This window comes from Rhizobium sp. SG570, from assembly GCF_012275345.1.
GTDB classification, from domain to species: domain Bacteria; phylum Pseudomonadota; class Alphaproteobacteria; order Rhizobiales; family Rhizobiaceae; genus Rhizobium; species Rhizobium lusitanum.
Genome location: NZ_JAAZQI010000015.1, coordinates 94,853 through 116,990, shown reverse-complemented (window position 1 = coordinate 116,990; position 22,138 = coordinate 94,853). Strand labels below are relative to the sequence as shown.

At 61.0% G+C, this 22,138-nt stretch carries 17 protein-coding genes; 15 read left to right on the top strand and 2 right to left on the bottom strand.

Annotation, left to right across the window (positions count from 1 at the left end; all coding sequences use genetic code 11):
• Nucleotides 1–96: 96 nt before the first annotated feature.
• The 14 genes from tssA (at nt 97) to FHT28_RS26390 (ending at nt 18,762) form a co-directional block, all read left to right on the top strand.
• Entirely contained in the window at nt 97–1,128 is a 1,032-nt protein-coding gene (gene tssA / locus FHT28_RS26455) for a type VI secretion system protein TssA (RefSeq protein ID WP_168597852.1), read from the top strand.
• 105 nt (nt 1,129–1,233) lie between these two features.
• Nucleotides 1,234–1,746, top strand: a complete 513-nt coding sequence (gene tssB, locus FHT28_RS26450) for a type VI secretion system contractile sheath small subunit (RefSeq protein ID WP_034511320.1) — start codon at nt 1,234–1,236, stop codon at nt 1,744–1,746.
• Nucleotides 1,747–1,856: 110 nt separating this feature from the next.
• On the top strand, nt 1,857–3,335 hold the full coding sequence (gene tssC, locus FHT28_RS26445) for a type VI secretion system contractile sheath large subunit (RefSeq protein ID WP_037199572.1): 1,479 nt from the start codon (nt 1,857–1,859) through the stop codon (nt 3,333–3,335).
• A 64-nt stretch (nt 3,336–3,399) separates the two neighbouring features.
• The gene (gene tssC / locus FHT28_RS26440; RefSeq protein WP_168597813.1) at nt 3,400–4,788 is read left to right on the top strand and encodes a type VI secretion system contractile sheath large subunit; all 1,389 of its coding nucleotides are present in this window, start codon (nt 3,400–3,402) and stop codon (nt 4,786–4,788) included.
• Nucleotides 4,785–5,612, top strand: a complete 828-nt coding sequence (locus FHT28_RS26435) for a type VI secretion system accessory protein TagJ (protein ID WP_168597812.1) — start codon at nt 4,785–4,787, stop codon at nt 5,610–5,612. Before tssC (FHT28_RS26440) ends, FHT28_RS26435 begins: the two co-directional genes overlap by 4 nt.
• Nucleotides 5,605–6,114: a type VI secretion system baseplate subunit TssE gene (tssE, locus tag FHT28_RS26430; protein WP_168597811.1), complete on the top strand. Its 510-nt coding sequence runs from the start codon at nt 5,605–5,607 to the stop codon at nt 6,112–6,114. The genes FHT28_RS26435 and tssE overlap by 8 nt, the downstream gene beginning before the upstream one ends.
• Nucleotides 6,107–7,888 carry a type VI secretion system baseplate subunit TssF gene (gene tssF / locus FHT28_RS26425; RefSeq protein ID WP_168597810.1) on the top strand — a complete coding sequence of 594 codons (1,782 nt, stop codon included), beginning with the start codon at nt 6,107–6,109 and terminating at the stop codon, nt 7,886–7,888. The genes tssE and tssF overlap by 8 nt, the downstream gene beginning before the upstream one ends.
• A 21-nt stretch (nt 7,889–7,909) precedes the next feature.
• A complete protein-coding gene (tssG, locus tag FHT28_RS26420) occupies nt 7,910–8,935 on the top strand; it encodes a type VI secretion system baseplate subunit TssG (RefSeq protein ID WP_113102709.1) in 1,026 nt (341 codons plus the stop codon).
• Nucleotides 8,925–10,118 carry an FHA domain-containing protein gene (locus tag FHT28_RS26415; RefSeq protein WP_113119572.1) on the top strand — a complete coding sequence of 398 codons (1,194 nt, stop codon included), beginning with the start codon at nt 8,925–8,927 and terminating at the stop codon, nt 10,116–10,118. The genes tssG and FHT28_RS26415 overlap by 11 nt, the downstream gene beginning before the upstream one ends.
• Complete coding sequence (gene tssK, locus FHT28_RS26410) at nt 10,115–11,455, top strand: type VI secretion system baseplate subunit TssK (RefSeq protein ID WP_168597809.1); 1,341 nt, start codon at nt 10,115–10,117, stop codon at nt 11,453–11,455. Before FHT28_RS26415 ends, tssK begins: the two co-directional genes overlap by 4 nt.
• Nucleotides 11,452–12,969 (top strand): type VI secretion system protein TssL, long form, encoded by a 1,518-nt coding sequence (tssL, locus tag FHT28_RS26405; protein ID WP_168597808.1) that lies wholly within the window; start codon nt 11,452–11,454, stop codon nt 12,967–12,969. Before tssK ends, tssL begins: the two co-directional genes overlap by 4 nt.
• The gene (gene tssM, locus FHT28_RS26400; RefSeq protein ID WP_168597807.1) at nt 12,966–16,457 is read left to right on the top strand and encodes a type VI secretion system membrane subunit TssM; all 3,492 of its coding nucleotides are present in this window, start codon (nt 12,966–12,968) and stop codon (nt 16,455–16,457) included. The genes tssL and tssM overlap by 4 nt, the downstream gene beginning before the upstream one ends.
• An 11-nt stretch (nt 16,458–16,468) precedes the next feature.
• Entirely contained in the window at nt 16,469–17,854 is a 1,386-nt protein-coding gene (gene tagF, locus FHT28_RS26395; RefSeq protein WP_168597806.1) for a type VI secretion system-associated protein TagF, read from the top strand.
• A gap of 23 nt (nt 17,855–17,877) precedes the next feature.
• The gene (locus FHT28_RS26390) at nt 17,878–18,762 is read left to right on the top strand and encodes a serine/threonine-protein kinase (protein ID WP_168597805.1); all 885 of its coding nucleotides are present in this window, start codon (nt 17,878–17,880) and stop codon (nt 18,760–18,762) included.
• Nucleotides 18,763–18,773: 11 nt separating this feature from the next.
• Here FHT28_RS26390 and FHT28_RS26385 read toward each other — a convergent pair whose 3' ends face one another.
• A complete protein-coding gene (locus FHT28_RS26385; RefSeq protein ID WP_113108583.1) occupies nt 18,774–19,916 on the bottom strand; it encodes a polysaccharide biosynthesis/export family protein in 1,143 nt (380 codons plus the stop codon).
• Between the two features lie 460 nt (nt 19,917–20,376).
• Between FHT28_RS26385 and FHT28_RS26380 the strand changes: the two genes are divergently transcribed.
• Nucleotides 20,377–20,787, top strand: coding sequence for a hypothetical protein (locus FHT28_RS26380; protein ID WP_168597804.1), 411 nt, complete (start codon nt 20,377–20,379; stop codon nt 20,785–20,787).
• 86 nt (nt 20,788–20,873) lie between these two features.
• Here the strand turns inward: FHT28_RS26380 and FHT28_RS26375 are convergent, their stop codons facing one another.
• Complete coding sequence (locus FHT28_RS26375; protein ID WP_168597803.1) at nt 20,874–21,719, bottom strand: serine protease; 846 nt, start codon at nt 21,717–21,719, stop codon at nt 20,874–20,876.
• Between the last annotated feature and the right edge of the window lie 419 nt (nt 21,720–22,138).

Sequence of the window (22,138 nt, the reverse complement as noted above, 5' to 3'; positions counted from 1 at the left end):
TACACAGTTGACAACGAAATATATCGACATAACTATCTTGCGCTTAGGCGATGTAGTTGGAAATGTGGAGTTAAGCCCCTGCTCAATGTTCGTGAGATAGAGACTCAATTTGACGAAGATGCGCCATGCGGAGAAAACATACGCGTCAATACTTCTATGCGCGAAATATACTATAGAATAAAAGACGCAAGGAACCAGGCTCGAGCTACTGAACGAGGTATATCACCTGGTGAGAATATTAGCCTTTCACCTGCTTGGTCAGACGTCAGCAATCTTGGATTGCAGATTGTTTCTTCAAAAAGTAAGGACCTCGAAGTATTAGCGTGGCTGGCGGAAGCAGAACTACGTCTCCGCGGTTTCGAGGGATTGAAGGATGTCTACCAGGCGATAGCGTCGCTTTTAGACAAGCATTGGGAGAAATTTCATTCGGTCGGCGAGGACGACATAGAAGAGCGTCTTGCGCCCTTGGCGGGGCTGAATGGGGTCGGCGGCGAGGGCACGATCATCCAGGCGATCAGGCTGACAGCGCTCGTGCCCGGCATGAAATTCGGCCAGTTTTCGCTCTGGGATTTCCAGCTTTCGCAACGACCCAACGAGACCAGGCGACGCGAGGAACTGAACCAGGCGGTAATAGAAGCCGGCACTTCGGCGATGAGTGCCCATCTCGAACATGTCAACGGCTGCATCGCCGCCTTCGAGCGGCTCGTCTCCATCCTGAACGAGCGCTGCGGAGCGAAGGCGCCACCAAGCTCCAACACGCACAATGTCCTGCTTGAGGCCGCATCAGCGCTTCGCACGCTTGCCGGCATCGAAGCACAGCCAGTCGAAGCCGAGGTCGTGCCGCGACCGCCGGAAGGGACGAACGAACCGGCTCAGCCGCGTGCACGGCCCTTGAGCGCCGAATCGATTGGCTCACGCGAAGAGGCTTTCGAGCTGTTGCTCGCCGTTGCGCGCTACTTCCGTCGCACCGAGCCGCATTCGCCGATCTCGATGGCGATCGAGACGATGGTGCGGCGTGGGCGTATGGATTTCTCGGAACTATTGGCCGAATTGCTGCCGGAGCAGCAGGCTCGAAACGCCGTGCTGACGGCCGCCGGAATTCAGCCGAAATCCAACAAGAGCGGGTGACCGGTACAACCTGCCACACAACTTTTTGCAACCCGCCCTTTCCAAAATCGAGTTGCGCCACATGTGAAAAGCGAATTTTGCCGCTTGGGATTGAAGGAGAAGCTTATGGCGAGTGTTCATGAAAAACTAGAGCGAGTGCGCAAGCCGAGGGTCCACATCAAGTACGAGGTGGAGACCGAAGGCGCCATGGTCGTGAAGGAACTGCCCTTTGTCGTCGGCGTGCTCGGCGATTTCTCAGGCAATCCGACCCAGCCTCTGAAGCCGTTCGGCGAGCGCAAGTTCGTTCAGATCGACCGGGACAATTTCGACGACGTGATGCGCCGCATGACCCCCGGTCTGAACATCACGGTCGAAAACACGCTCGAAGGCAACGGCTCGGATATTGCCGTCTCGCTGAAGTTCGAGAGCATGACGGATTTCGAACCCGGGTCCGTCGTCAATCAGGTCCCCGCGCTGAAGGCCCTGCTCGACGCCCGCAACCAGCTTCGCGACCTGATGAGCAAGGCGGACCGTTCGGAAGAGCTGGAGCGGCTGCTCGAAGAGGTCCTGCAAAACAAGGCAGATCTTTCGAAGCTGATGTCCGAACTCGGCGCCCACGAAAAGCCGGCGGCAAGCTGATAGCAATCGGCGGTCCGCGAAGCGGATCGGCCAATCCTGTTTCAAGCAGCCGATAGCGGCGGGCGCACAAGCTTCACCGATATCGCAGCATTTTCCGTAAGGATCGAAAAATGAGCGCTGAAAGCCAGTTGAAGACCAAAGAGGCCGAGTTTGCGCCCGAGGAAGATCTGCTGACGCAGATCGTTTCAGCAACCCGGCAAACCGAACCCGATCGCGCCCAGGACCTCCTGAGGACGCTGACCGACCAGGCCTTGAAGGGCACTGTCACCTACGACCGCAACCTGACGGTCACCCTCAACAACGCCATTGCCGAACTCGATCGCAAGATCTCCCGGCAGCTCGCGGCCATCATGCAATCGCCTGAGTTCGCCAAGCTGGAGGGCAGCTGGCGCGGGCTGCACTATCTGGTCAAGAATAGCGAAACCAGCGTCAATCTGAAGATCCGCGTGCTCAACGCATCGAAACGCGACGTCTCGAAGGATCTGGCAAAGGCCGTGGAATTCGATCAGTCGCGGCTCTTCAAGTCGATCTACGAAGACGAATTCGGCACACCGGGCGGCGAGCCCATGGGTGCGATCATCGGCGACTACGAATTCGACAATTCCTTCGACGACGTGCAGACGCTGCAGGCCATCTCATCGATCGCCGCAGCCGCTTTTGCCCCTTTCATTTCAGCGGCAAGCCCCCGCATGTTCGGCTTCGACGACTATCGTGAGCTTGCCCGTCCGCGCGATCTCGAAAAGATCTTCGAGACGGTGGAATATGCGAAGTGGCGCAGCCTGCGCGACAGCGAGGATTCGCGCTTCGTCACGCTCGCGCTTCCCCGTGTCCTTGCCCGCATGCCCTACGGGCCGAAGACCAACCCGATCGACGAATTCGGCTTCGACGAGACAGAGCATTCCACGACCGGCGAACTCGAGCACAATTCCTATTGCTGGATGAACGCGTCCTACGTGATGGGCACGCGGCTGACGGACGCTTTCGCGCAGAGCGGCTGGTGCACGGCCATCCGCGGCGCCGAAAACGGCGGCAAGGTCGAGAACCTGCCCATGCATATCTTCTCGAGCGACGACGGCGACCTCGATCTCAAGTGCCCGACCGAAGTCGGCATCACCGACCGTCGTGACGCGGAGCTCGGCAAGCTCGGTTTCCTGCCGCTCTGCCACTACAAAAACACCGACTATGCCGTGTTCTTCGGTGCGCAGACCACGCATAAGCCGAAGCTCTACGACAAGCCGGAAGCGACAGCCAACGCGGCGGTTTCCGCTCGCCTGCCCTACATGATGGCGACGTCGCGTTTCGCGCATTATCTCAAGGTGATGGGCCGCGACAAGATCGGTTCCTTCATGGAAGCCGAGGACTGCGAAAACTGGCTCAATCGCTGGATCTCCAACTACGTCAACGCCAACGACGACGCAGGCGAGGAATCGCGCGCCAAGTATCCGTTGCGCGATGCGAAGGTGACGGTCCAGGAGGTTCCGGGCAAGCCCGGCTCCTACAACGCCGTTGCCTGGATGCGACCCTGGCTTCAGATGGAGGAATTGACCACCTCGCTGCGAATGGTCGCCCGTATTCCGAGCAAGAACTAGGGGGAGACCGCGCGGCGGTCATCCCGCCGCGCGCCTTCAGTCAACCAAGATGATCGCGACGACGATGGAATCGAGAGCCGCCTGGCCCCGTCAGGTGCATCGCGTGATCGCCATGATCGACGATGCCCTTAACCGGCAGGTCAACGCTATCCTGCACCATCCCGAGTTCCAGGCGATGGAAGCGCGGTGGCGCGGGCTTGCCATGCTGGTGCACCACACCGGGCAATCGGATGACGTGAAAATCAAGCTCCTGAGCGTCAGCTGGGCACAGCTGTCGCGCCATCTTGAGCGCACGACCGATTTCGATCAGAGCCATCTTTTCGAGCTGGTTTACAGCCGCGAATTCGGCATGCCCGGCGGCGAGCCCTTCGGCCTGTTGATCGGCGACTACGAACTGTCGCCCCAGGATCCAAGCGGCGGCGATACGATCGGCGCTCTGACCCAGATCGGCATGGCCGCCGCCTCCGCCTTTTGCCCCTTCGTCGCGGCCGCTTCGCCGCAGGCGATCGGCCTGCAGCACTTCAACGAATTGAACCGGGTCCAGGATTTCTCCTGGCTCGCCTATGATCCCACCCGCATTCGCTGGAACGGGCTTCGTGCGCGGGAAGACTCGCGTTTTCTGGGACTTGTCGCGCCGCGAATCCTGATGCGCTCGCCCTATGAAGCGTTCGCACGTGAACGCGACGATCAATTTCCGTTCCGCGAAAGCATTGCCGCCGACGGCAGCACCCTGCTGTGGGGCAATGGCGCCTTTGCCTTTGCAATGATCGTCATTCGCAACTTCATCGAATCCGGATGGTTCGCCGATATTCGCGGTGTGACCCAGGATGCGGTCGATGGCGGCTTGCTTAGCACGCAGGAGCTGGCACCCTATGATCTCGGGACCGAAAGTCATGGGCTTTCGCAACAGGCGCCGGTCGAAATACGCCTGACCAATACTCAGGAGCAGCAACTCTGCGAGCTCGGCCTCGTGCCGGTCGCAACCACCTATCTTTCCTCCTCGGTGATCTTCAATTCCAACCAGTCGCTGCATGCGCCGCCGCATTATTCGAGCGAGCAGGCGCGGCAGAACGCGCGCATCGCCGCCATGCTGCAATATGTGCTCTGCGCCTCCCGCTTCTCGCACTACCTCAAGGTCATCATGCGCGACGAGATCGGCCGACTTGCCGACACAGTCTCGATCGAGCGCAAGCTCAACGACTGGCTCTCCAGCTACACCCTTGGCAACGACGATGCCGATGTGCCGTTGCGCATCCGCTTCCCATTGCGCTCGGCTGGCATCACGGTCGACGAGATTCCCGGCAAGCCGGGCATGTTTGCCTGCACGGTGCGGCTGCAGCCGCATTTCCAGCTCGACGACGTGTCGACAAGTTTCCATCTCATTGCGGAGGCAGCGAACTCGACGCAAGCGCTCTCCCGTCCCGCAAACGCGCCGCAAAGGATGTCTGCATGACTCTCTCCGCAAAGATCGCCGAAGCACTCCGCGAAAATGCGCTCGAGAATGCGATCGAGCAGGCGAAGGCGCATTTGAAGGTGGCGCCGGGCGATAAGGACGCCAGACATCTCTTCATCGACCTGCTGATCCTTGCCGGCGACTATGCGCGCGCGGATGCTCAGTGCAATCTCGCTGCCACCTTCGCTCCGGAAGACACGATGGGCTTTGCCTTGCTGCGCAATCAGTTGCGGGCGATGGCAGCGCGGTCTGCCTGGTTCGATAAGGCGGCCGCTCCGGATTTCCCGAATGGCCCGACCGTGCTCGACCAGGCGGCATTGAAGGTGGCGGTTGCACATCGCGACGGCTCTCCGGAAACGGCAGCAGCACTTCAATCCTTCGAGGAACTCAGGGGTGAACGGCCGATGAGCTGGAACGGCCAGCCGGTTTCGGATTTCCGCGATCTCGACGACCGAATTCCGCATGCGCTCGAAGCGATCATGACCGGGGGAGCCTATCTCTGGATCGATTTTTCCAGGATCGCCGCTGTTCGCCTCGAGCCCATATCGCGCCCGCGCGATCTCGCCTTCCGTGTGGCCGAACTGGAGCTTGCCGATGGCGCCATCGCGACGGTTCTCCTGCCCGCGATCTATCACGGAACGACAGGGGCAAAGCTGCTGCTCGGCCGCGAAACAGAATGGATCGAGGAGCCCACGGGCATCACCACCGGCCGCGGCCAGAAGTGCTTTCTGGCCGGCGACGACCTCGTCTCCTTCCATGACCTTGAGATGCTGGAAGCCGTGTCCCGCAACGCCGACGAGACAAGGCGAGCCGCCCATGGTTGACCCCCTCGAACGCTACAGGCCCCGGGAGAGGATCGTCGCCAGATCGATCATCGATCGGCTGATCGACGAGAACCCGGATCGATTGCAGGACTCGCCGCTGACGGCAGCCGAACAATTGCGCGAGCTGCGCGAATGCATCCGCCGCGATCTGGAAGCGCTGCTCAACACCCGACGCTGCCCGACCGCACCGCCTTCGATCTATGAGGAACTCGGCGATGCGCTGGTATCCTTCGGCGTCGATGGCATGGTGTCGGCAAACCTCGTCACGGATGAAGCCAAGAGCCGTCTTGCCCGCCTGATCGAGCGGCGGATCGCCCTTTTCGAGACGCGCCTTTCCGACGTGCGCGTGAGCATCCTGAAGAGCCGCGGCAACGGCGAACGCGCCTTGCGCATGCGCATCCAGGCGACATTCCGGGTGCATGAGGGCATGCCGCCGATCAGCTTTGAATCGACGATCGATCCGTCGACGCAGCGTTTCCTTGTGGAGGCCGGCAATGGCTGACGGCTTCCTGCAGCGATACAATGACGAACTCGCCGCCATCCGCCGCCGTGCTGCGCGTTTCGCAGACGCCTTTCCGAAAATCGCCGGCCGTCTGCGCCTGACCGGTGAAGTGGCCGATGATCCCCATGTCGAGCGGCTGATCCAGAGTTTTGCCTATTCGGCCGCTCGCGTGCGTCAGAAACTCGATGACGAGTTTCCGGAACTGACCGACGGCCTGCTCGAAACGCTCTACCCGCATTATCTCGCGCCGCTGCCCTCGATGAGCATCGTGCGCTTTGCGCCGAGCAACACGCTTGCCTCGGTTCAGACTGTTCCGCGTCACACGGAAATCTTCGCCGAGCCGATCGGCGGCGAGAGCTGCCGCTTTCGCACGACCCAGGATACCGAGGTTGCGCCGATCGAGATCGTCTCAGCTTCGCTGGCGGGCCATCCGATCAGCGCGCCGCCCTCGCCGCATGCCGGTGCTGCCGGTTGCCTGCGTTTGTCGATCCGCGCGCGCGACACGAACAAGCCGTTGAGCGAAATCGGCCTTGATCGGCTCCGGCTGCACATCGGCTCGTCCTGGCAGCAGGCGGTCGCCATCCACGAGCTTCTCGTCAACCACACCCTCGGCATCGCGCTTGCGCATCATGCGGATGATCGGGCCCCCGTGATGCTGCCGGCCAGGGCGCTGCGGCCGGTCGGATTCGAACCGGACGAGGCCATACTGCCCTATCCCGCCTCAAGCTTTGCCGGCTACCGGTTGCTGACCGAATTTTTCGCGCTGCCGCAGAAGTTCCTCTTCATCGACATTGTCGGCCTGAAAGCCTGGCAAGGAGAAACGCTGGAGATCTTCATTTATCTCGACGAAACCAGCGCAAAGCTGGAGCGGACGATCTCGGCACGCGATTTCGTTCTCAACGCGACGCCGGTGGTCAATCTGTTCCTCCAGACCTGCGAGCCGATCGCGCTTGACGGCACGCGCACCGAATACCGTGTCCTGCCGGACGCCAGACGGCAGAAGACGCGCGAGATCTATGCGATCGACAGAGTGCTCGTGTCCGGACGCGCCGGCGAGGAGGAGCATTGCCAGCCCTTCTTCGGCCGCACCCTGAAGGGTGGAGCCTCGTCGCTGTTCTGGCAATGCGCTCGCCGTTTCGATGCCGATGACGGCACCTCGGACATGGAAATTGCCTTCGTGGATCGCGCACACCGCCCCAGTGGGCCTGTAGACAAGATCGCCAGCATTGACGCGCTCTGCCTCAATCGCGAACTGCCGGAACAACTGCCGTTCGGCGGCGGCCATCCCTATCTGCAGCTTGCCTCCGGTAGCGAAGCGGTGGGCGCCGTCGAGGCCCTGATGGCCCCCACCCCTTCCGTGCGGATGAACGAGCAGCAAGGCCGCAACTGGCGGCTCATGTCGCATCTGCAGCTCAACCATCTCTCCATTTTCGACAATGACGGGGCCGCGCTGAAGGACATCTTTTCGCTCTATGCTTTCCGCGACAGCCGCGAGACCAGACAGCTTGCCGATGCCCTGGTGCGGATCGAGGCGAAGAGCTCGATGACCCGTCTAGGCAGTGGCGGCATGGTTCCCGGCACCGATATCCGGCTGGAATTCGATCCCGCGGCGATCGACCGGCCTTCGGCCTATCTCTTTGGCAGCGTTCTCGATCGGTTTTTCGGTCTTTACACCTCGATCAATAGTTTCACCCGTCTCTCCATCTCATTGAAGGGACAATCAAAACCGATTGCCGTCTGGCCGGCACGCGCCGCCGAGCGGCCCCTGCTCTGACGAAAGGATGGGTTGAAGACAATGGAGCAATTCCGGCCGAGTGACAGCGACATGCTCGCATCGCTGCTCGAACGCGACCCCGGTCGTTTCGAGCCGACGACGGCATTCCGCGTTGCCCAACATTCGGCTGGCGATCATCTGTCGGTGTCCTCGCCAGTCGGCGTTTCGCCGGCCCCGCTCGCTGTCAACGATTTCAAGCGGAAAAGCAATGGTGCGTCGCTGAGTGCCAGCATGGGCGGCTTGCTCGGCCCGCTCGGGGCAATGCCGCCGAGCTACAATGAACTTGTGATGCGCGAGGAGCGCAATCGCGCCCGCGGGCTTGCGAGCTTCTTCGATCTTTTCACCAGCCGTCTGACCGAGCTTTTCGTCGATGCCAGCGAAAAGTATCGCCTTGCCCGCAGGCTGCGATGGAATCCGGACAGAAACGGAAACTCCTTCGTAACGACGCTTTTTTCGCTTGCGGGCTTCGGCACGGCTCGACTGAAGGAGCAGGTTCGGCCCGACGACGAGCTCATCCTCAGATTTTCAGGTTTCTTTGCGGCCCGGACCCGTAATGCGGTCAATCTGCAGGCCATGCTGCATGAGTTCAGTGGGCTGCCCGTGGCAATCGAGCTGTTCAAAGGGCGTTGGCTTTCCATCCCCATCGAGGAGCGCAGCCGCATGGGCCAGCCCCACGGTGTGCAGCTGGGGGTAAACGCGACGGCGGGAGCGGCGATCCATGACTTCGGCGGTAGTTTTCGCGTCGTCATCGGACCCGTCGACTACAAGGACTACTGCTCCCTTTCCCCTGATAGCCGTAACATCGACGCGCTCTTTGCATTGACACGCCTTTATGTCGGCCCAGCGCTTGATTTCGATATTCAGGTCGTCCTCAAAAAGGAGCACATCCCTTTCTGCCGGCTGGGCGAAGACGGTGATCCGCCCAGACTCGGTTGGAACAGTTGGGCACGCGTCGGCAGCGCGGATCGTGACAGCGGCGACGCTATCATCACCGAGCCGCGCTCGAAACACGCGCAACCCACCGAAGGAGGCGCCCATGCGACTTGAGTTGCGTCAGATCGCTGGTGAGGGTGCGAGCAAGGGCTGGTTCTTCGAGCGCGGCAAACGCACGCTCGGCCGGTCACCGGACAGTGACTGGCAGGTATCGGACCCGCGGCGGTTGGTTTCGAAGATCCATTGCGTGATCGAGCGCGATCGTGGCGGTTTCCTGCTGCGCGACCAGAGCGCCAACGGCACCCAGGTCGACGGCGTCACGATCCTGGAAGGTGAAACTGCAAGGCTGACGGACAAGTCGAAGATCGCTTTCGGCGACATCGCCTTCAATGTCGTCATCACCGGCGAAGCCGATCGCGATATCGACGATCCCGCCGCCGATCTGCGGCTGAGCGACGAGACGATGACCATCTCCTCGATCCTAGCCGACATCGCGCCCGGCGGCGGCACGGCGAACGGCATACTCGGCCAGCGCGGCGGAGAAGACTGGATCGCCGCAATTCCGCAATCGACGCGAAAGGACAAGCAGTCGAGCCGCAACGTCGATGTCGGCTGGGGCGGTCCGCCCGATATCGACGGCATCAAGCCGATCTTGCCTGACGATTGGAACGCGGACTTCAATCTGGGCAGCCAGCTGGAGCATGGCCCGGCGATGCATGTCTCCGTGGCGGTTGCGCGCAGCTCCGGTCGCGATGCCGCGGATACGACGAAAGCCATCGTTCCGGCAAACGATACCCGGGGAGCGGAAGACCCAAGTTATGGGGTGCAAGACGAAGCCCTGCTGCTGTCGGACGATCCGCTCCAGCAATTTGAGGCTCTTGTCGATATGTTGGAGCAGACGCTCACCGATGAGGCGTCGATCCTCGGCATCGACGATGATCGTGTCCATTCGCCCACTTCGCTCTTCAGTCGCGAGCGAGCCGCGCAGCTGACAGATCGGCTTCGGGCGCTCATCGCGAGGCAGTCCGCCCTCAACGCCGGCCTAGAAAATCTCGTTCGTGAGGCGAGCCGCATGTTCGAGCCCCGTATGATCGAAGCCCATGTCGATGCCACCACCCGCAAGGTGCTGTGGCATGGCAGCCGGGACTATTGGAAGACCTATCGCGCCCAGTTCGAACGGGACGGCCGGAGCATTTCCGTCCGCGATCTGTTTGCGGAGGCAGTACGCGCCTCAGCGGATAGCCGCGACGAACAGGAAATCAGCACCATTGCAGAGAGGACGGGTAACACCCGATGAAGAACGAAAATCGAGTGGCGTGGAGCGAGGGCATGTTCCTTCGCGTACAGCATTTCCAGCAGGCCGATCGTTGGACGGAACGGCTGGTCCGCACCACCGCGCGCGGATTGTCGCCCTATCCCTGGGGCGTTGCGGAAATCGGCGTCGACCGCAGCGCGCTTGCCATCGGCCAGTTCGCGCTGTCGAACCTGCGCGGCATCCTGCCCGATGGAACGCCGTTCGAAGCGCCCATCGACGCGGACTTGCCGCCTCCGCTCGATCTGGACGATTCCACGAAGAATGCCATCGTTTATCTCGCCCTGCCGGCGCGCCAGCCCGGCAAGGCGGACGTCGCATTGAACGGCAGCGCGATGCGCAACAGCGTGCGCGTCACTGCCTCGCTCTACGAGGCGCCGGATTCCAATATCGAAACCGACTTCATGGCGCCGATCGATGTCGGCCGCCTGAGCCTGCGCTACCTGAAGACCGGTGACGAGCTTGCCGGCTACGAACTGATCGGCCTTGCCCGCGTTATCGAGGTGCGCTCGGACAGGGCGGTCATTCTTGATCCCGATTATATCGCGCCCTGCCTCAACTGCGCGGCCGAAGCGCGGTTGAACGAGTTGATCACCGAATTGCTCGGCATCGTGCGTCACCGCGCCGAAGCGATCGCCGAGCGCATCGGCGATCCAACGGTGCGTGGTACCGCCGAGGTGGGCGATTATTTCCTGCTGCACATCCTCAATCGCGCCGATCCGATGTTGCGCCACATTGCGGCGAATGCATCGAGGATGCATCCGATGGCCTTCTACGAGCAGTGCATCGAGCTTGCCGGCGAGCTCGCCACATTCACGACCGACAGCAAGCGGGCGAGCGATTTCCCGCCTTACCGACACGACGATTTGAAGGCGACATTTGCAGCTGTTTTCAATGACCTGCGCGCTTCTCTTTCCTCCGTGCTGGAACAGGCTGCGGTCGCAATCGAGCTCATCGAACGGCGGCATGACGTGCGCGTCGGCACCATCAACGACCGCTCGCTGCTCAAGGATGCGGGCTTCGTGCTTGCCGTGCGCGCCGAGATGTCGGCGGAGGACGTGCGGCGCAAGCTGCCGGCGCAGATCAAGATCGGCCCTGTCGAGCGGATCGCCGAACTCGTCAATGTAGCACTGCCCGGCATCCCCGTCCGTCCGCTGCCGGTTCTGCCGCGGCAGCTGCCCTACCGGTCCGGAACGATCTATTTCGAACTCGATACGAAGAATCCGCTTTGGAAACAGCTTGATACCTCCGGCGCGATCGCCCTGCATCTTGCCGGCGACTTCCCGGGCCTGGAGATGGAACTGTGGGCTCTCAGAGAATGAACACACCACGATCGACACCATGGCACGAGTTGCCAACCATCATCGAGCTGACGGAAAGCGGCGCCAAGAAGAACGACGCCGCCCGCAAGATGGCCGATATCCTGGATGACGAACTCGATCAGCAGGCGGCACTGGCGCCCGGCGGCTGGTCCGTCGATACCTTGATCCGCAACTTCCGTTTTGGCGGCGAGGACGTTCCGACCATTGTGCGCTCGGCCGCTCCCCTGCTCAACCTTGCCCATAATCTCCGCAACACCGACGAACAGCCTGATATCGCCGAGTTGCGGCGTGTGACGATCGAGGCCGTCGGGCGCTATGAGCGCGATCTCGCCAGCGCCCGTATCAGTCCGGAGCGGGCGCGGGCAGCGCATTATGTAGTCTGCGCAACCATCGACGACGTTGTGCTGAGCAAGCGCTGGGGCGTGCGCGCCGGCTGGGCGCGCTCGGGTCTCGTCTCCACCTTCCACATGGATGTTACCGGCGGCGACCGGGTGTTCGATCTCCTCGACCACTTCCAGCAAAGCCCGGGCACCAACAAGGACTTGTTGCTCCTTATATATCTCTGCCTGTCGCTCGCCTTCGAAGGCCGCACGCGCGTTTCGCCGCGCGGTTCGCTGGAACTCGGACGCATCCGAGATAGCCTCTATAAGACTTTGCTCGGACAATATGGCGTCTTCGAGCGCGAGTTGTCGCCGCACTGGCGCGGCGTTTCCGCCCGACACAAGCCGTTGCGCACCGTAGTCGCGCTATGGACAGTTCTTTCCGTTCTCGCCCTGCTGTTTGCGCTCGGCTACATGTTCTTCACGCTCTCGCTCAATAGGGCTTCGGACGCGACCTTCGAGCGTCTGGCAAACTTGCCGCCGCACGATACGCCGAGCGTTCTGATCGACACGCCGAAACCCAAGGAGACGGTAGTCGAAGTTCCGCCGCCAAAGAAGCAGCCCGAAACGGCCCCGCCGGCGGTCAAGCAGGCTCCGAGCCCGCTCGACAATCTTCTGGCTTTCCTGCAGCCGGAAGTCGACCGCAAGCTCGTCACCCTTTCCAACTCCAACGGGCGGCTGCTGGTCCGCATCAACAATTCCGGCCTGTTCGATACCGGCAGCGCCGAAGTCAGCAACCGGTTCCGCGACCTTCTCCAGCGCATCGGCGGTGCGCTTGCCTCGGAGAAGTTCCGCGCCGTCGTCGTCGGCTATACCGACAATGTTCCGATCCGCACGACCCAATTTCCGTCGAACTGGCATCTCTCCGAAGCTCGTGCCCGCGCCGTCGGCGATATCCTGGCTGCCTATACCGGCAAGGATGCCATCCTGACGGAGGGACGGGCCGACAGCGATCCGCTGGCCGGCAACGACACGCCGGAGGGCCGCGAAATAAATCGGCGCACGGAAATCCTGGTGCTGACCGATCCGACGCAACGGCTTGGTGACGCCGCCCTCAATCCGCAGTCGACGACCGGGCCTGTGAGCGGCAACGCGCCCACCACGCCGGCAGCAACGACGGGGGCTGCCCGATGAACCCACTCGGCATATTTTACACGCTTCGCTCCTACGTCTCGGTCTATGCCGGTCTTCTTGGCCAGCGTTTCATATCGCTCATCTGGGTCGCAGCCATCTGCGTCCTCATCTGGTTCTACGGCTATACGATCGGCTACGGCACCTTCAAACCGTTCGCCACCGTCAGTGCCCGCCTGATCGCAATCGGCGCGGTCATTGCGGTTTGGCTCGCCTATCTGCTGCTCTCGAAGCTGCGCGCCCGCAAGCGCGACAAGGCACTCGTGGATGGTATCAGCGACGATGCAGCGAGCCAGCAGGCCGAAGTCGGAGAGATCCATAGCCGCCTCAAGGAAGCACTGTTGCTGCTGCGTCGCATCAGCAAGAAGCGCTTCGGCTACATCTACGAGCTTCCCTGGTATGTGATTTTCGGCGCCCCTGGCTCCGGAAAGACTACGGCGCTCAGCAATTCGGGATTGAAGTTCCCGCTCGGTGATGCCCTTGGAAGCAATTCCGTGCAGGGCGTCGGCGGTACCCGCAACTGCAATTGGTGGTTCGCCGATGAGGCGATCCTCATCGATACGGCCGGCCGATATACGACCCAGGACGATCTGAACGGCGCATCGAAGGCAGGGTGGGAGGGCTTTCTCGGTCTCTTGAGAAAATACCGCCGGTCGCAGCCGATCAACGGCGCCCTTGTCACGCTCTCGATCGGCGACCTGCTCGGCCGCGATCATGAGGCGCAGCTCGACGAAGTGCGTTCCATCCGCAAGCGGCTGTCGGAACTTGACGAATATCTGCAGGCGCGGGTGCCTGTCTATGTCATTCTGACCAAGGCGGATCTGTTGACCGGCTTCGTCGAATTTTTCGATGGTCTTGCCAAGACTGACCGCGAACAGGTCTGGGGCACGACCTTCAGTCTCGACGAGAGCTACAAGGGCGAAAAGCTGCCCGAACGCTTCATGGAGGAATTTGCGCTGCTGCAGCAGCGGGTCGACGCGATGCTGATCGAACGACTGCAGCAGGAGCCGAATATCGAGGTTCGCGGCCGGATATTCCGTTTCCCCGCTGGGCTCGCCGCCTTGGGCGAGCGGTTGCAGGAAGTGCTGAGCGAGCTTTGCTCCTCGTCGAGCCTTATCGAAGCGCCGCTGATGCGCGGCGTCTATTTCGCATCCGGTACGCAAGGCCGGGAGGCGGCGATGGCGGAAGCGCCCCGCATGCGCCGCAGCTATTTCCTGTCGCGCCTCTTCAAGGACGTCATCTTCGGCGAGGCGTCGTTGGTCGCGCGTGACAGGCGCTTGTCTGGCCGTCAAACGATGATCCGGCGCATCGCTTATGGCGCGGCAGCGCTGGCGCTCGCAATCGTCTTCACCGGCTGGACCGCAACCTATTTCCAGAACTCGCGCGCCATTGCCGCCGCCGAGCGGCGCATCGACAATTACGAGAAGCTGGCGATCGGCATTCCGGTGCGCGATGTCAACGACGCGGATTTCCTGCGGGTCCTGCCGGCTCTGGACAATCTGCGCGCCGTGACCGGCGGCTTTGACGAGGCAAAGATCTGGCCGACGAGTTTCGGTCTCGACCAGGAAAGCAAGATCGCCAGCCGCCAACGCGGCGCCTATCAGCGGGCGCTGAATTCCCTCTTGCTGCCGCGTATGCTGGTGGAGCTTCAAACGGAGCTCAAGCAGTCTCCCCACGTCCAGAAGACCTTCGAAAGCTTGAAACTCTACGGGATGCTCGGTGGGCTGGGCCCTGTCGACAAGGATTTCGTCTCGCAACAGGCGGAAGACATGTTTGCCGCGCTCTATCCAGGCGAAGGACGCGCCGCCACCCGGAAGGCTCTGGTCACGCATGTCGAGGCCTTGGCCGCCGGCAGCCTGCCGGCGATCGAACTCGACAACACGCTGATTGCCAAGGCACGCGACACCATCCGGCCACAGAGCCTCGCCTCGCGCGCCTATGACATTCTCACCCATTCCCGTCCGGCACGCCAGCTCGATCCATGGATTCCCGGGGACGCTTTGGGACCGCTCGGCGCACAAGTCTTCCAGCGAAAGTCAAAAGCGGCGCTACGCGATGGCATGCCGGGAATTTTCACCGGCAAGGGCTATCGCACAGTCGTGCTGCCAACAGTCGAAACAGCGGCGTCCGAAGCGCTTAAAGAACAATGGGTTCGCGGCGACAACAGCAACCCCACCGGAATGACCGCGGATACCATCGCGCAGGCGGCATTGCAGCTTTATTTCGATACGTTCCAGCAGCGATGGTCGACGCTTCTTGCTGATCTGCAGGTGCGGCCGGCAAACAGTCTCGCCGACGCAACCGAAACGGCGAGGATCCTCGCGGCCAATCCCAGTCCTGTCGAGATGGTGCTGAAATCCATCGCGACAGCAACGGATCTGCGCCCAACGGCAGGAACCGAGGTCGCTTCGCTCGACGATGTTCCGGATGCCCCCCTCGCCTCGGTCGCAACCAGCGTCGCCAATACGCCTGATCCCTATGGCCCGCTACGTGCGGCCCTCGAAGTGAACAGCAACAATACGCAGGCCGCCTCGTCGGACGAAAAAACGGCAGGGAGCAGCGACAAGCCTCGCTCCCAGATCCAGAACCTTCAACCCATTTTGCAGAATATCTATAGCCAGCTGTCGCGTGCCGCCACATCGACGGCGGAGGTCGCGCGCGTCTTCGACGCCGGCGGCCAGCTTGCCAACGCCAATCAGGACCTGCTTCAGCAGGCGCGCGGCCTGCCGGCGCCGGCGGACGCGTGGATGGTCGCGGTCGCCGCCGATATCGGATCGCTAGCGGTCAAGACGGCGCGCGCACGGATCAACGATCTTTGGGCCACCGAAGGTGCGGATCTCTGCGCCCGCATCGTCACCGGCCGCTATCCTTTCGACCGGACATCCGTACAGGATATCGCCATGGCGGATTTCGTTCGTCTCTTCGGACCGCAGGGCCTCTTCCAGACCTTCTTCAAGAACCGGCTGGACGCCTTCGTGGATACCGGCGCACAGCCTTGGGGCTGGCGAGGCACCTTCGGCGGCGACAGCATCCCGAGCCAGGCGATCGCGCAATTCGAAAATGCCAGCAAGATCGAACGTGCCTTCTTCCCTGCCGGCAGCGAGAAACCCGCGATCTCCATCAACGTGAAGCCGGTGTCGCTGTCGGATTCGGCCAATGCCGTCATGATGGAGATCGAGGGCGAGCGCGTCGTCTATTTCCATGGGCCGATACAATCGAAATCCATCGGCTGGCCGGCTGCGGGCGCGGACAATCAATCCCGGATCGCGTTTCTGCCCGGAGGCTGGCAGGAGGCGATGACGCAAGGCGGCGACTGGTCGCCCTTCCGCCTCTTCGACGCCGCGAAAGTCACGGTCGAAGGGCCGGATCTTTTCCGGGCCCGCTTCGAAGACAGCGGCCGAACAGCTGAATTCGACGTGCAGTTCGGTTCCGTCCTCAATCCGTTCCGGCTGCAGGCATTGTCCGATTTCAGCTGCCCGGCGCAATTTTGACGGTCCGGTCGATGAACGAACATCTCGCCCGCACCCAATCGTCGACCCAAGCCGACGCGATCGGCTTCTTCGGCAAATTGCCGACGCATGGCGATTTCGTCTCTTCCGCGCTTGGCTTGCGCTTGCAAGGCGAGCTCGACCAATGGATCCGGGGTGGTCTGATCGCGCTCGAGGCTGCGTTGGCAACAGAATGGCGACGGCTGTTTCATGCGACTGCGGCCTGGCGTTTCGTCGTCGGTAGCGGTATTTGGGCACCCGGGGTTGTTGCCGGCGTGCTCCTGCCGAGCCGCGACCGTGTGGGGCGGAGTTTTCCGCTTGTTATCGCAGCGCAATTGCAGAGATTTTCCGGACAGCTCCGCGATCTCTGCGAAGACGACAGCTGGTTTACTGCCGCCGAAGCGCTGGCCGAAACCTCCGCAAAGTCGGACTTCCAGATGCAGCGCTTTGTCGAAGGGATAAAGCGGCTGCGCCTGCCGCTTGCCGATAACCGCTCAAACACGCATCAATCCGCCACAACGAGTGATGCGCCCCTGCCTGCTTCGCTCTGGTGGCGCATCAATCCCGGGACGCGTCACGGCAAGGGATTTCGCACTATGGCGGCGCCGACGGTTGAGGATTTTGTCAAACTCGTCACAGCGGAAAATCTCAAGACGTCGCAGCCTTCGGAACTGGCGGCACGCCCTGTCGTGGCTGTTGCGATCGAGGCGGTAGAATCCGTAGCGGCACCCCAGTCCGAGTGGACGATGGAAAGCAGCCATGCCAGCCATCCGGGAACGCGGCTGTCGCTTAATGCCGACGCCCTCCTCGTTTGCGACAAGCCGCGCATTTTCGCGATTGCCGACGGTCTCGGCGACGGCATCGGTGCCATCGAGGCGGCACGCACCGCGACCCAGATACTCGCCGGCATTCCCGAGCGCGAGGCGTTGCAGACGTTGGTCCAGGATGTGAGAAGCAAGCTCAGCCACGCGCACGCCATCCTGCGCGCGAAGGGGACGAACGGAGAGCGGGAGCCACCCATTGCCAGCATTGTCGTCGCGGCATTGTTCGACGGCAAATTTGCAGCCATGTGGGCAGGAGACACGCGCTGCTATTTGTTGCGTGACGGCATGATGCGGCTCCTCACCCGCGATCACCTCGACATCGGGATGCGGCGCATGCTCGGTCGAGGTCTGGGTTTGAAGGAACAGTTCGCCTCGGACATCGTCATCGACGATCTTCAACGCGGTGATCGGCTGCTGCTTGCCAGCGGCCCGCTTTCACGCACGCTCACGGATCGGGTCATCGCCGAGATATTGATCGACGCTCCTGTGGACCAGGCTGCCGATGCCCTGATTCAGGAGGCGCTCATCGCCAACTGCCGCGAGAATGTTAGCGCCATCGTCGTCGGCGCGACATGACGCGGGAACCAGATTCCAAGCATATGAGAGAAATCGCGGCGAGCTTTGCCGGGTTGCTGCGTCTCCTGACCCATGAGGGCGAAGTCGAGCGACCGGCAGACATTCGCAATCTTCTAATCGATCGCCTGCGCGATGCGCTCGACCGGCGCATGCCATCCATGCCCGACGGCGAAGCGACCTTCGTTGCAGGCACATTTCTGGTTGAGGCGATCATCTGTTCTCATGAGCGCACGGAGATCACCCGTCTGCGCCACCGTGATCTCGGTACATCGCACGCGCTGAAGACCATCAGCGCCGATCGAGCCAATGAGGCTGTAACCAGAGCCATGCTGTTGCGGGAGGCGCGTATCGGCATGACGCTCCACCATCCCAATCTCGTCGCGGCTCAACTCGCCATACGATTGGCCGACGGACGACCCGCGATCATCATGGAATGGGCGGGGCCGTCATTGTCGCAACGATTGGCGGCGGGATCGATTTCTTCGGCTGACATCAGGCAATCAATGAAGTCGCTGCTTCTCGGGCTGGATGCGATACATGCGGCCGGCTATGTCCATGGCGATATCTCTCCCGCCAATCTGCTCTTATGCGACGATGATTTCGAGCGATTGAAGATTGCCGATTTCGGCACCGCCCTGGAACGCGGCACGCGCTACGGCGATCTCGATATCGCCAAGGTGGCGACGCCGGGTTTCACCGCGCCGGAACTCTTTCGAGGCGAAGCCGCCGACCCTCGTGCCGATCTTTATTCGGCCGGCTGTGTCATGAGTATGCTTCTTGAACATTGCAGCGACACGGAAGATGCCGTGGTCGAGCTGAAGAGCACCGCCAGAAAATTGATGGATCACTCTCCGCCCAAGAGGCCGCCAAGTGCCATGGCGGCTCTTCAACTCATAACTGAAAACTAACCCGGAACCCGTCAGTTAGCAGACGAGCTTCCCGGTTGCGGGGCGGCTGCCGTCGGCACGCTCTTCTGATAGACGGTCAGCAGCTTGGCGGCGTCGACTAGCCCGGCATTGCTCGCGTAGAGCGTATCGCCGTCCTGCATCTTGAACTGTTGCATCAGGACGAAATTCGAGACGTCCTTCAGATTGACGCCGTAAATGACAGGCTTGATCGAAACGACGGTCGGCACGCTCGCGCCCTTTGCCAGGGGGACCGCGGCCTGCGTGTAGATCTTCTGATTGCGGAAGAGGTAGAAGTTCCGCGAGTCGGCGCGGTCATCGAGCAATCCGCCGGCGCGGGCGAGCGCCTGGGCCAGCGTCGTCTTGCCCGGTTCCAGCGGAAACTCGCCGACACTCTTGAAGGCGCCCAGCGCCGTGAAGCTCTGCGATGTGCCGTCGACGAAGATCTGATCGCCGGGCAGCAGGCGGACATTCTGCTTGTCATCCTGCAGAACCCGATCCAGCGGCGCGGTCGCGCGCTGCGATCCGCGTGTAAGCGTGACATTCGTGTCGCTCGGCGCAGAAGAAGCCCCGCCCGCAAGGGCGAGGACGTCAAGCACGCGTTCCTTGCGCGCCGTCAACGGGAAGCGTCCGGCAGTGCGAACCTTGCCATCGACGGTGACGGCGCTGGAGGGCTTGTCGACCACCGTCACCACGGCCTGCGGATTGACGGATGAGCCTTTGAGTGCGGTCACGATCTGCGATTGCAGGCCTTCGGGTGTCGAGTCGCTCACCCGCTGCTTGCCGACATAGGGCATGGTGACGAAACCACGCGAATCGACTGTGAAGCGACCGAGATTGAGTGACTTGCTCTGGGTGGTGGACAGCAATCCATCCTCGCCGGTATCAAGCACCGTCACGTCGATAACGTCTCCGGGACGAAGGCGAGCGTCTGAAAAGCCGCCCGAGCGAAGCCGTGCAAGCCCTTGATCAGAGGGCGCATAAGACGGGGCAACGACCTGTCCGCCCATCGGGGCGTTGGCCAGCGGAACGACCGGAATCCTCTCGTTCGTATGCGGCATCGTCGCATTGCGTATGTTGCCGGCGCTTGGTCCATCGGACGGCCTTGCACAGGCGCTGAGGACAACCAAAGGTAAAATCGCCGCCAATTTCCGCATTCCCGAACCTCCTTCGGATGTTATAGGCACGGCAGAAATATCAACCATAAGGCGGGAGGCAATATGCGAGCCTAATAAATAATGAATTATGACAGTCTGGTTGTTTACCAATGTGTCCAATTCGCAACCGATCACCATTTTTGCCCTCCGAGCGCACTCTTCATGGCAGCTGCCGGATCAGGTTTTGAGCTTGAAACGCTTGCAAAAAACGAATCGGTGGGCGCCGGCATGGGCATTGCCGGTGACCGAGCGCGCGAACTGATATTGCACCTGTGCGGATCTCCGTTTGGAGGTCGATTTATTCAGCGAACGCCATTTTCATATCGGCAAATGACAATCAGATATGCGGATTTCGCTATCTGTACGCGCCGCGTTTGATATACATATTCGCGGCTAGATGGCATTTTTGTTCACGCACCGACCCTTCTGTCTTTCAAGACAATCAACGAGGCTGTAAACCATGCTCCGAAGAGTTACCTGCGCCTTTGCGCTTGCGATCCTCCCAGCAACTCCTGTGCTGGCCGATGCCTGTGCAGGACATTACGAGAGCAGCGGCGTTCCGCTGGTAACCGGCATCACCTACAAGACCTGGATGGTTTTCCCTTCTATCAATTCCAACGTTGCCTTCGACAAGGTTTCCCAGGCCGTTCTGGCGGAAGGCTTTGTCGATGTGAATGTGGAAAAGAAACTCGGCACCCTGACTGCGCAACAGGAGACGAGCGGATCCGGCCGGCCGCAGACATTGCGCGTCGTCGTCCGCAAGAATGGCAAGGGTAGCCGGGTCGATGCGGTGTTTATCGTGCAACCAGGGCAAGTGGCTCCCGGAGTCGGTAAAAACCTTTGCCGTATCGTGAACTCAGTCGGCGAATAGTTCCGGTTCAAGAATAACACCGCTGTGAAATCAAGGTCGCCGTCGGTTCAACGTCATCCTGCGTTCTCCACCATCGCAACCAAGACTCATTCTCCGGCAAGTTTGTGCACGGCTGCGACAAGTTCCGGTTCGAAACCGACGGCAAAGGTGTAACAGCGCTTGAGGTTGAACTTCGTGCAGGACGCACTCATCGAACTCATGACGCCAACTGCTTCCAGACCTTGAGGTCCTTGGCGGAGCAACGCCCCACCCGACGCACCATGGCCGGAGGAACAATCTGTGCGAATGCCACTGGCGGCGACGCCATCAATATTGTCGATCGCACGTATCCTACAATCACTGAGAATTCGCTCGTTCCAGTCATCGGGAAGAAAGTTGTCCTGGCGAATAGTAGCCATTATGATCTTGTCGCCCGCAGAAACAGGCTTTGAAGGCATATGATAAGGCTCGAACTCGGTCACTGGTTCGGATAGTCGCATTACAACCCAATCAAAGCGGTCCGTCAGCGAACGTTGCTTGGCATCGGGATAGAGGAAAGATCGAACATCGACCTTGTGCCATTTCGACCCTTTGCCGTCGCTCACCTCAAAGCCACAACGCGAAATCGACATCCGACCAGCGTAGCCGCCCATGCTCGCTTCGGGAAAAAGAACATGTCTTGCCGTGACAACAATATTGGACTTGAAAATAAGGAAGGCGCTAGCCTCGCCAAAGGGGCACATGATCCGGCCCGACGCACCGAACTTCTTGCGGGCCTCATCCGGCGACATGCTGTGTGATAGGGCATACTGATCGATTGGGTGCCGATTATCGCCGCCAATGGCTCCTGCTTTGGCGTGAGAAGATCCGAGGATCAATACAAGTATGATTGCGAATAGTTGCGGCAGCTGCCGAGCAACGATTGAGAGCGACTCCATTGATAATTGTGACATGTTCTGGCTTTCCCTCCCGCTTCTGTTTGGCCTGCGACGCCAAAACTATTCTTCGCATATCCCACCCCTAATTGCGCCGCACCTCTTTGATACAACTGCACCAGGCGCAGGTCCAGGCTAGTTCAGCAGTTGCTCAACGCAGCTACGGCCATGCCGGGGGACAGCGTTACGGAACTCCCTTCAACATTCATGGTGCTGTTGTCGAGCTTGATGGCATGGGGAAGACGAGGTTCTGGACCCGCTGCACATTCGTCGTCGGAACGGTTGCCTGTAACTGCTTGCTTGGATCGCCTTCGAGCTGATTTGCATCCGGCTCTCCGGAATGGCGTCCGTGGCGACTGCCGTCACGTGACCATGGATCACGCCATAAGGCGTGAATGGGAACGCCTCGATCTTGACCACGGTCGGCTGCCCCCGAG

Bases quoted from the DNA above. Each gene is read 5' to 3' on its own strand.
- tssB (WP_034511320.1), top strand. From the start codon at position 1,234: ATGGCGAGTGTTCATGAAAAACTAGAGCGAGTGCGCAAGCCGAGGGTC.
- tssC (WP_037199572.1), top strand. From the start codon at position 1,857: ATGAGCGCTGAAAGCCAGTTGAAGACCAAAGAGGCCGAGTTTGCGCCC.
- tssC (WP_168597813.1), top strand. From the start codon at position 3,400: ATGGAATCGAGAGCCGCCTGGCCCCGTCAGGTGCATCGCGTGATCGCC.
- FHT28_RS26435 (WP_168597812.1), top strand. From the start codon at position 4,785: ATGACTCTCTCCGCAAAGATCGCCGAAGCACTCCGCGAAAATGCGCTC.
- tssE (WP_168597811.1), top strand. From the start codon at position 5,605: ATGGTTGACCCCCTCGAACGCTACAGGCCCCGGGAGAGGATCGTCGCC.
- tssF (WP_168597810.1), top strand. From the start codon at position 6,107: ATGGCTGACGGCTTCCTGCAGCGATACAATGACGAACTCGCCGCCATC.
- tssG (WP_113102709.1), top strand. From the start codon at position 7,910: ATGGAGCAATTCCGGCCGAGTGACAGCGACATGCTCGCATCGCTGCTC.
- FHT28_RS26415 (WP_113119572.1), top strand. From the start codon at position 8,925: ATGCGACTTGAGTTGCGTCAGATCGCTGGTGAGGGTGCGAGCAAGGGC.
- tssK (WP_168597809.1), top strand. From the start codon at position 10,115: ATGAAGAACGAAAATCGAGTGGCGTGGAGCGAGGGCATGTTCCTTCGC.
- tssL (WP_168597808.1), top strand. From the start codon at position 11,452: ATGAACACACCACGATCGACACCATGGCACGAGTTGCCAACCATCATC.
- tssM (WP_168597807.1), top strand. From the start codon at position 12,966: ATGAACCCACTCGGCATATTTTACACGCTTCGCTCCTACGTCTCGGTC.
- tagF (WP_168597806.1), top strand. From the start codon at position 16,469: ATGAACGAACATCTCGCCCGCACCCAATCGTCGACCCAAGCCGACGCG.
- FHT28_RS26390 (WP_168597805.1), top strand. From the start codon at position 17,878: ATGAGAGAAATCGCGGCGAGCTTTGCCGGGTTGCTGCGTCTCCTGACC.
- FHT28_RS26385 (WP_113108583.1), bottom strand. From the start codon at position 19,916: ATGCGGAAATTGGCGGCGATTTTACCTTTGGTTGTCCTCAGCGCCTGT.
- FHT28_RS26380 (WP_168597804.1), top strand. From the start codon at position 20,377: ATGCTCCGAAGAGTTACCTGCGCCTTTGCGCTTGCGATCCTCCCAGCA.
- FHT28_RS26375 (WP_168597803.1), bottom strand. From the start codon at position 21,719: ATGTCACAATTATCAATGGAGTCGCTCTCAATCGTTGCTCGGCAGCTG.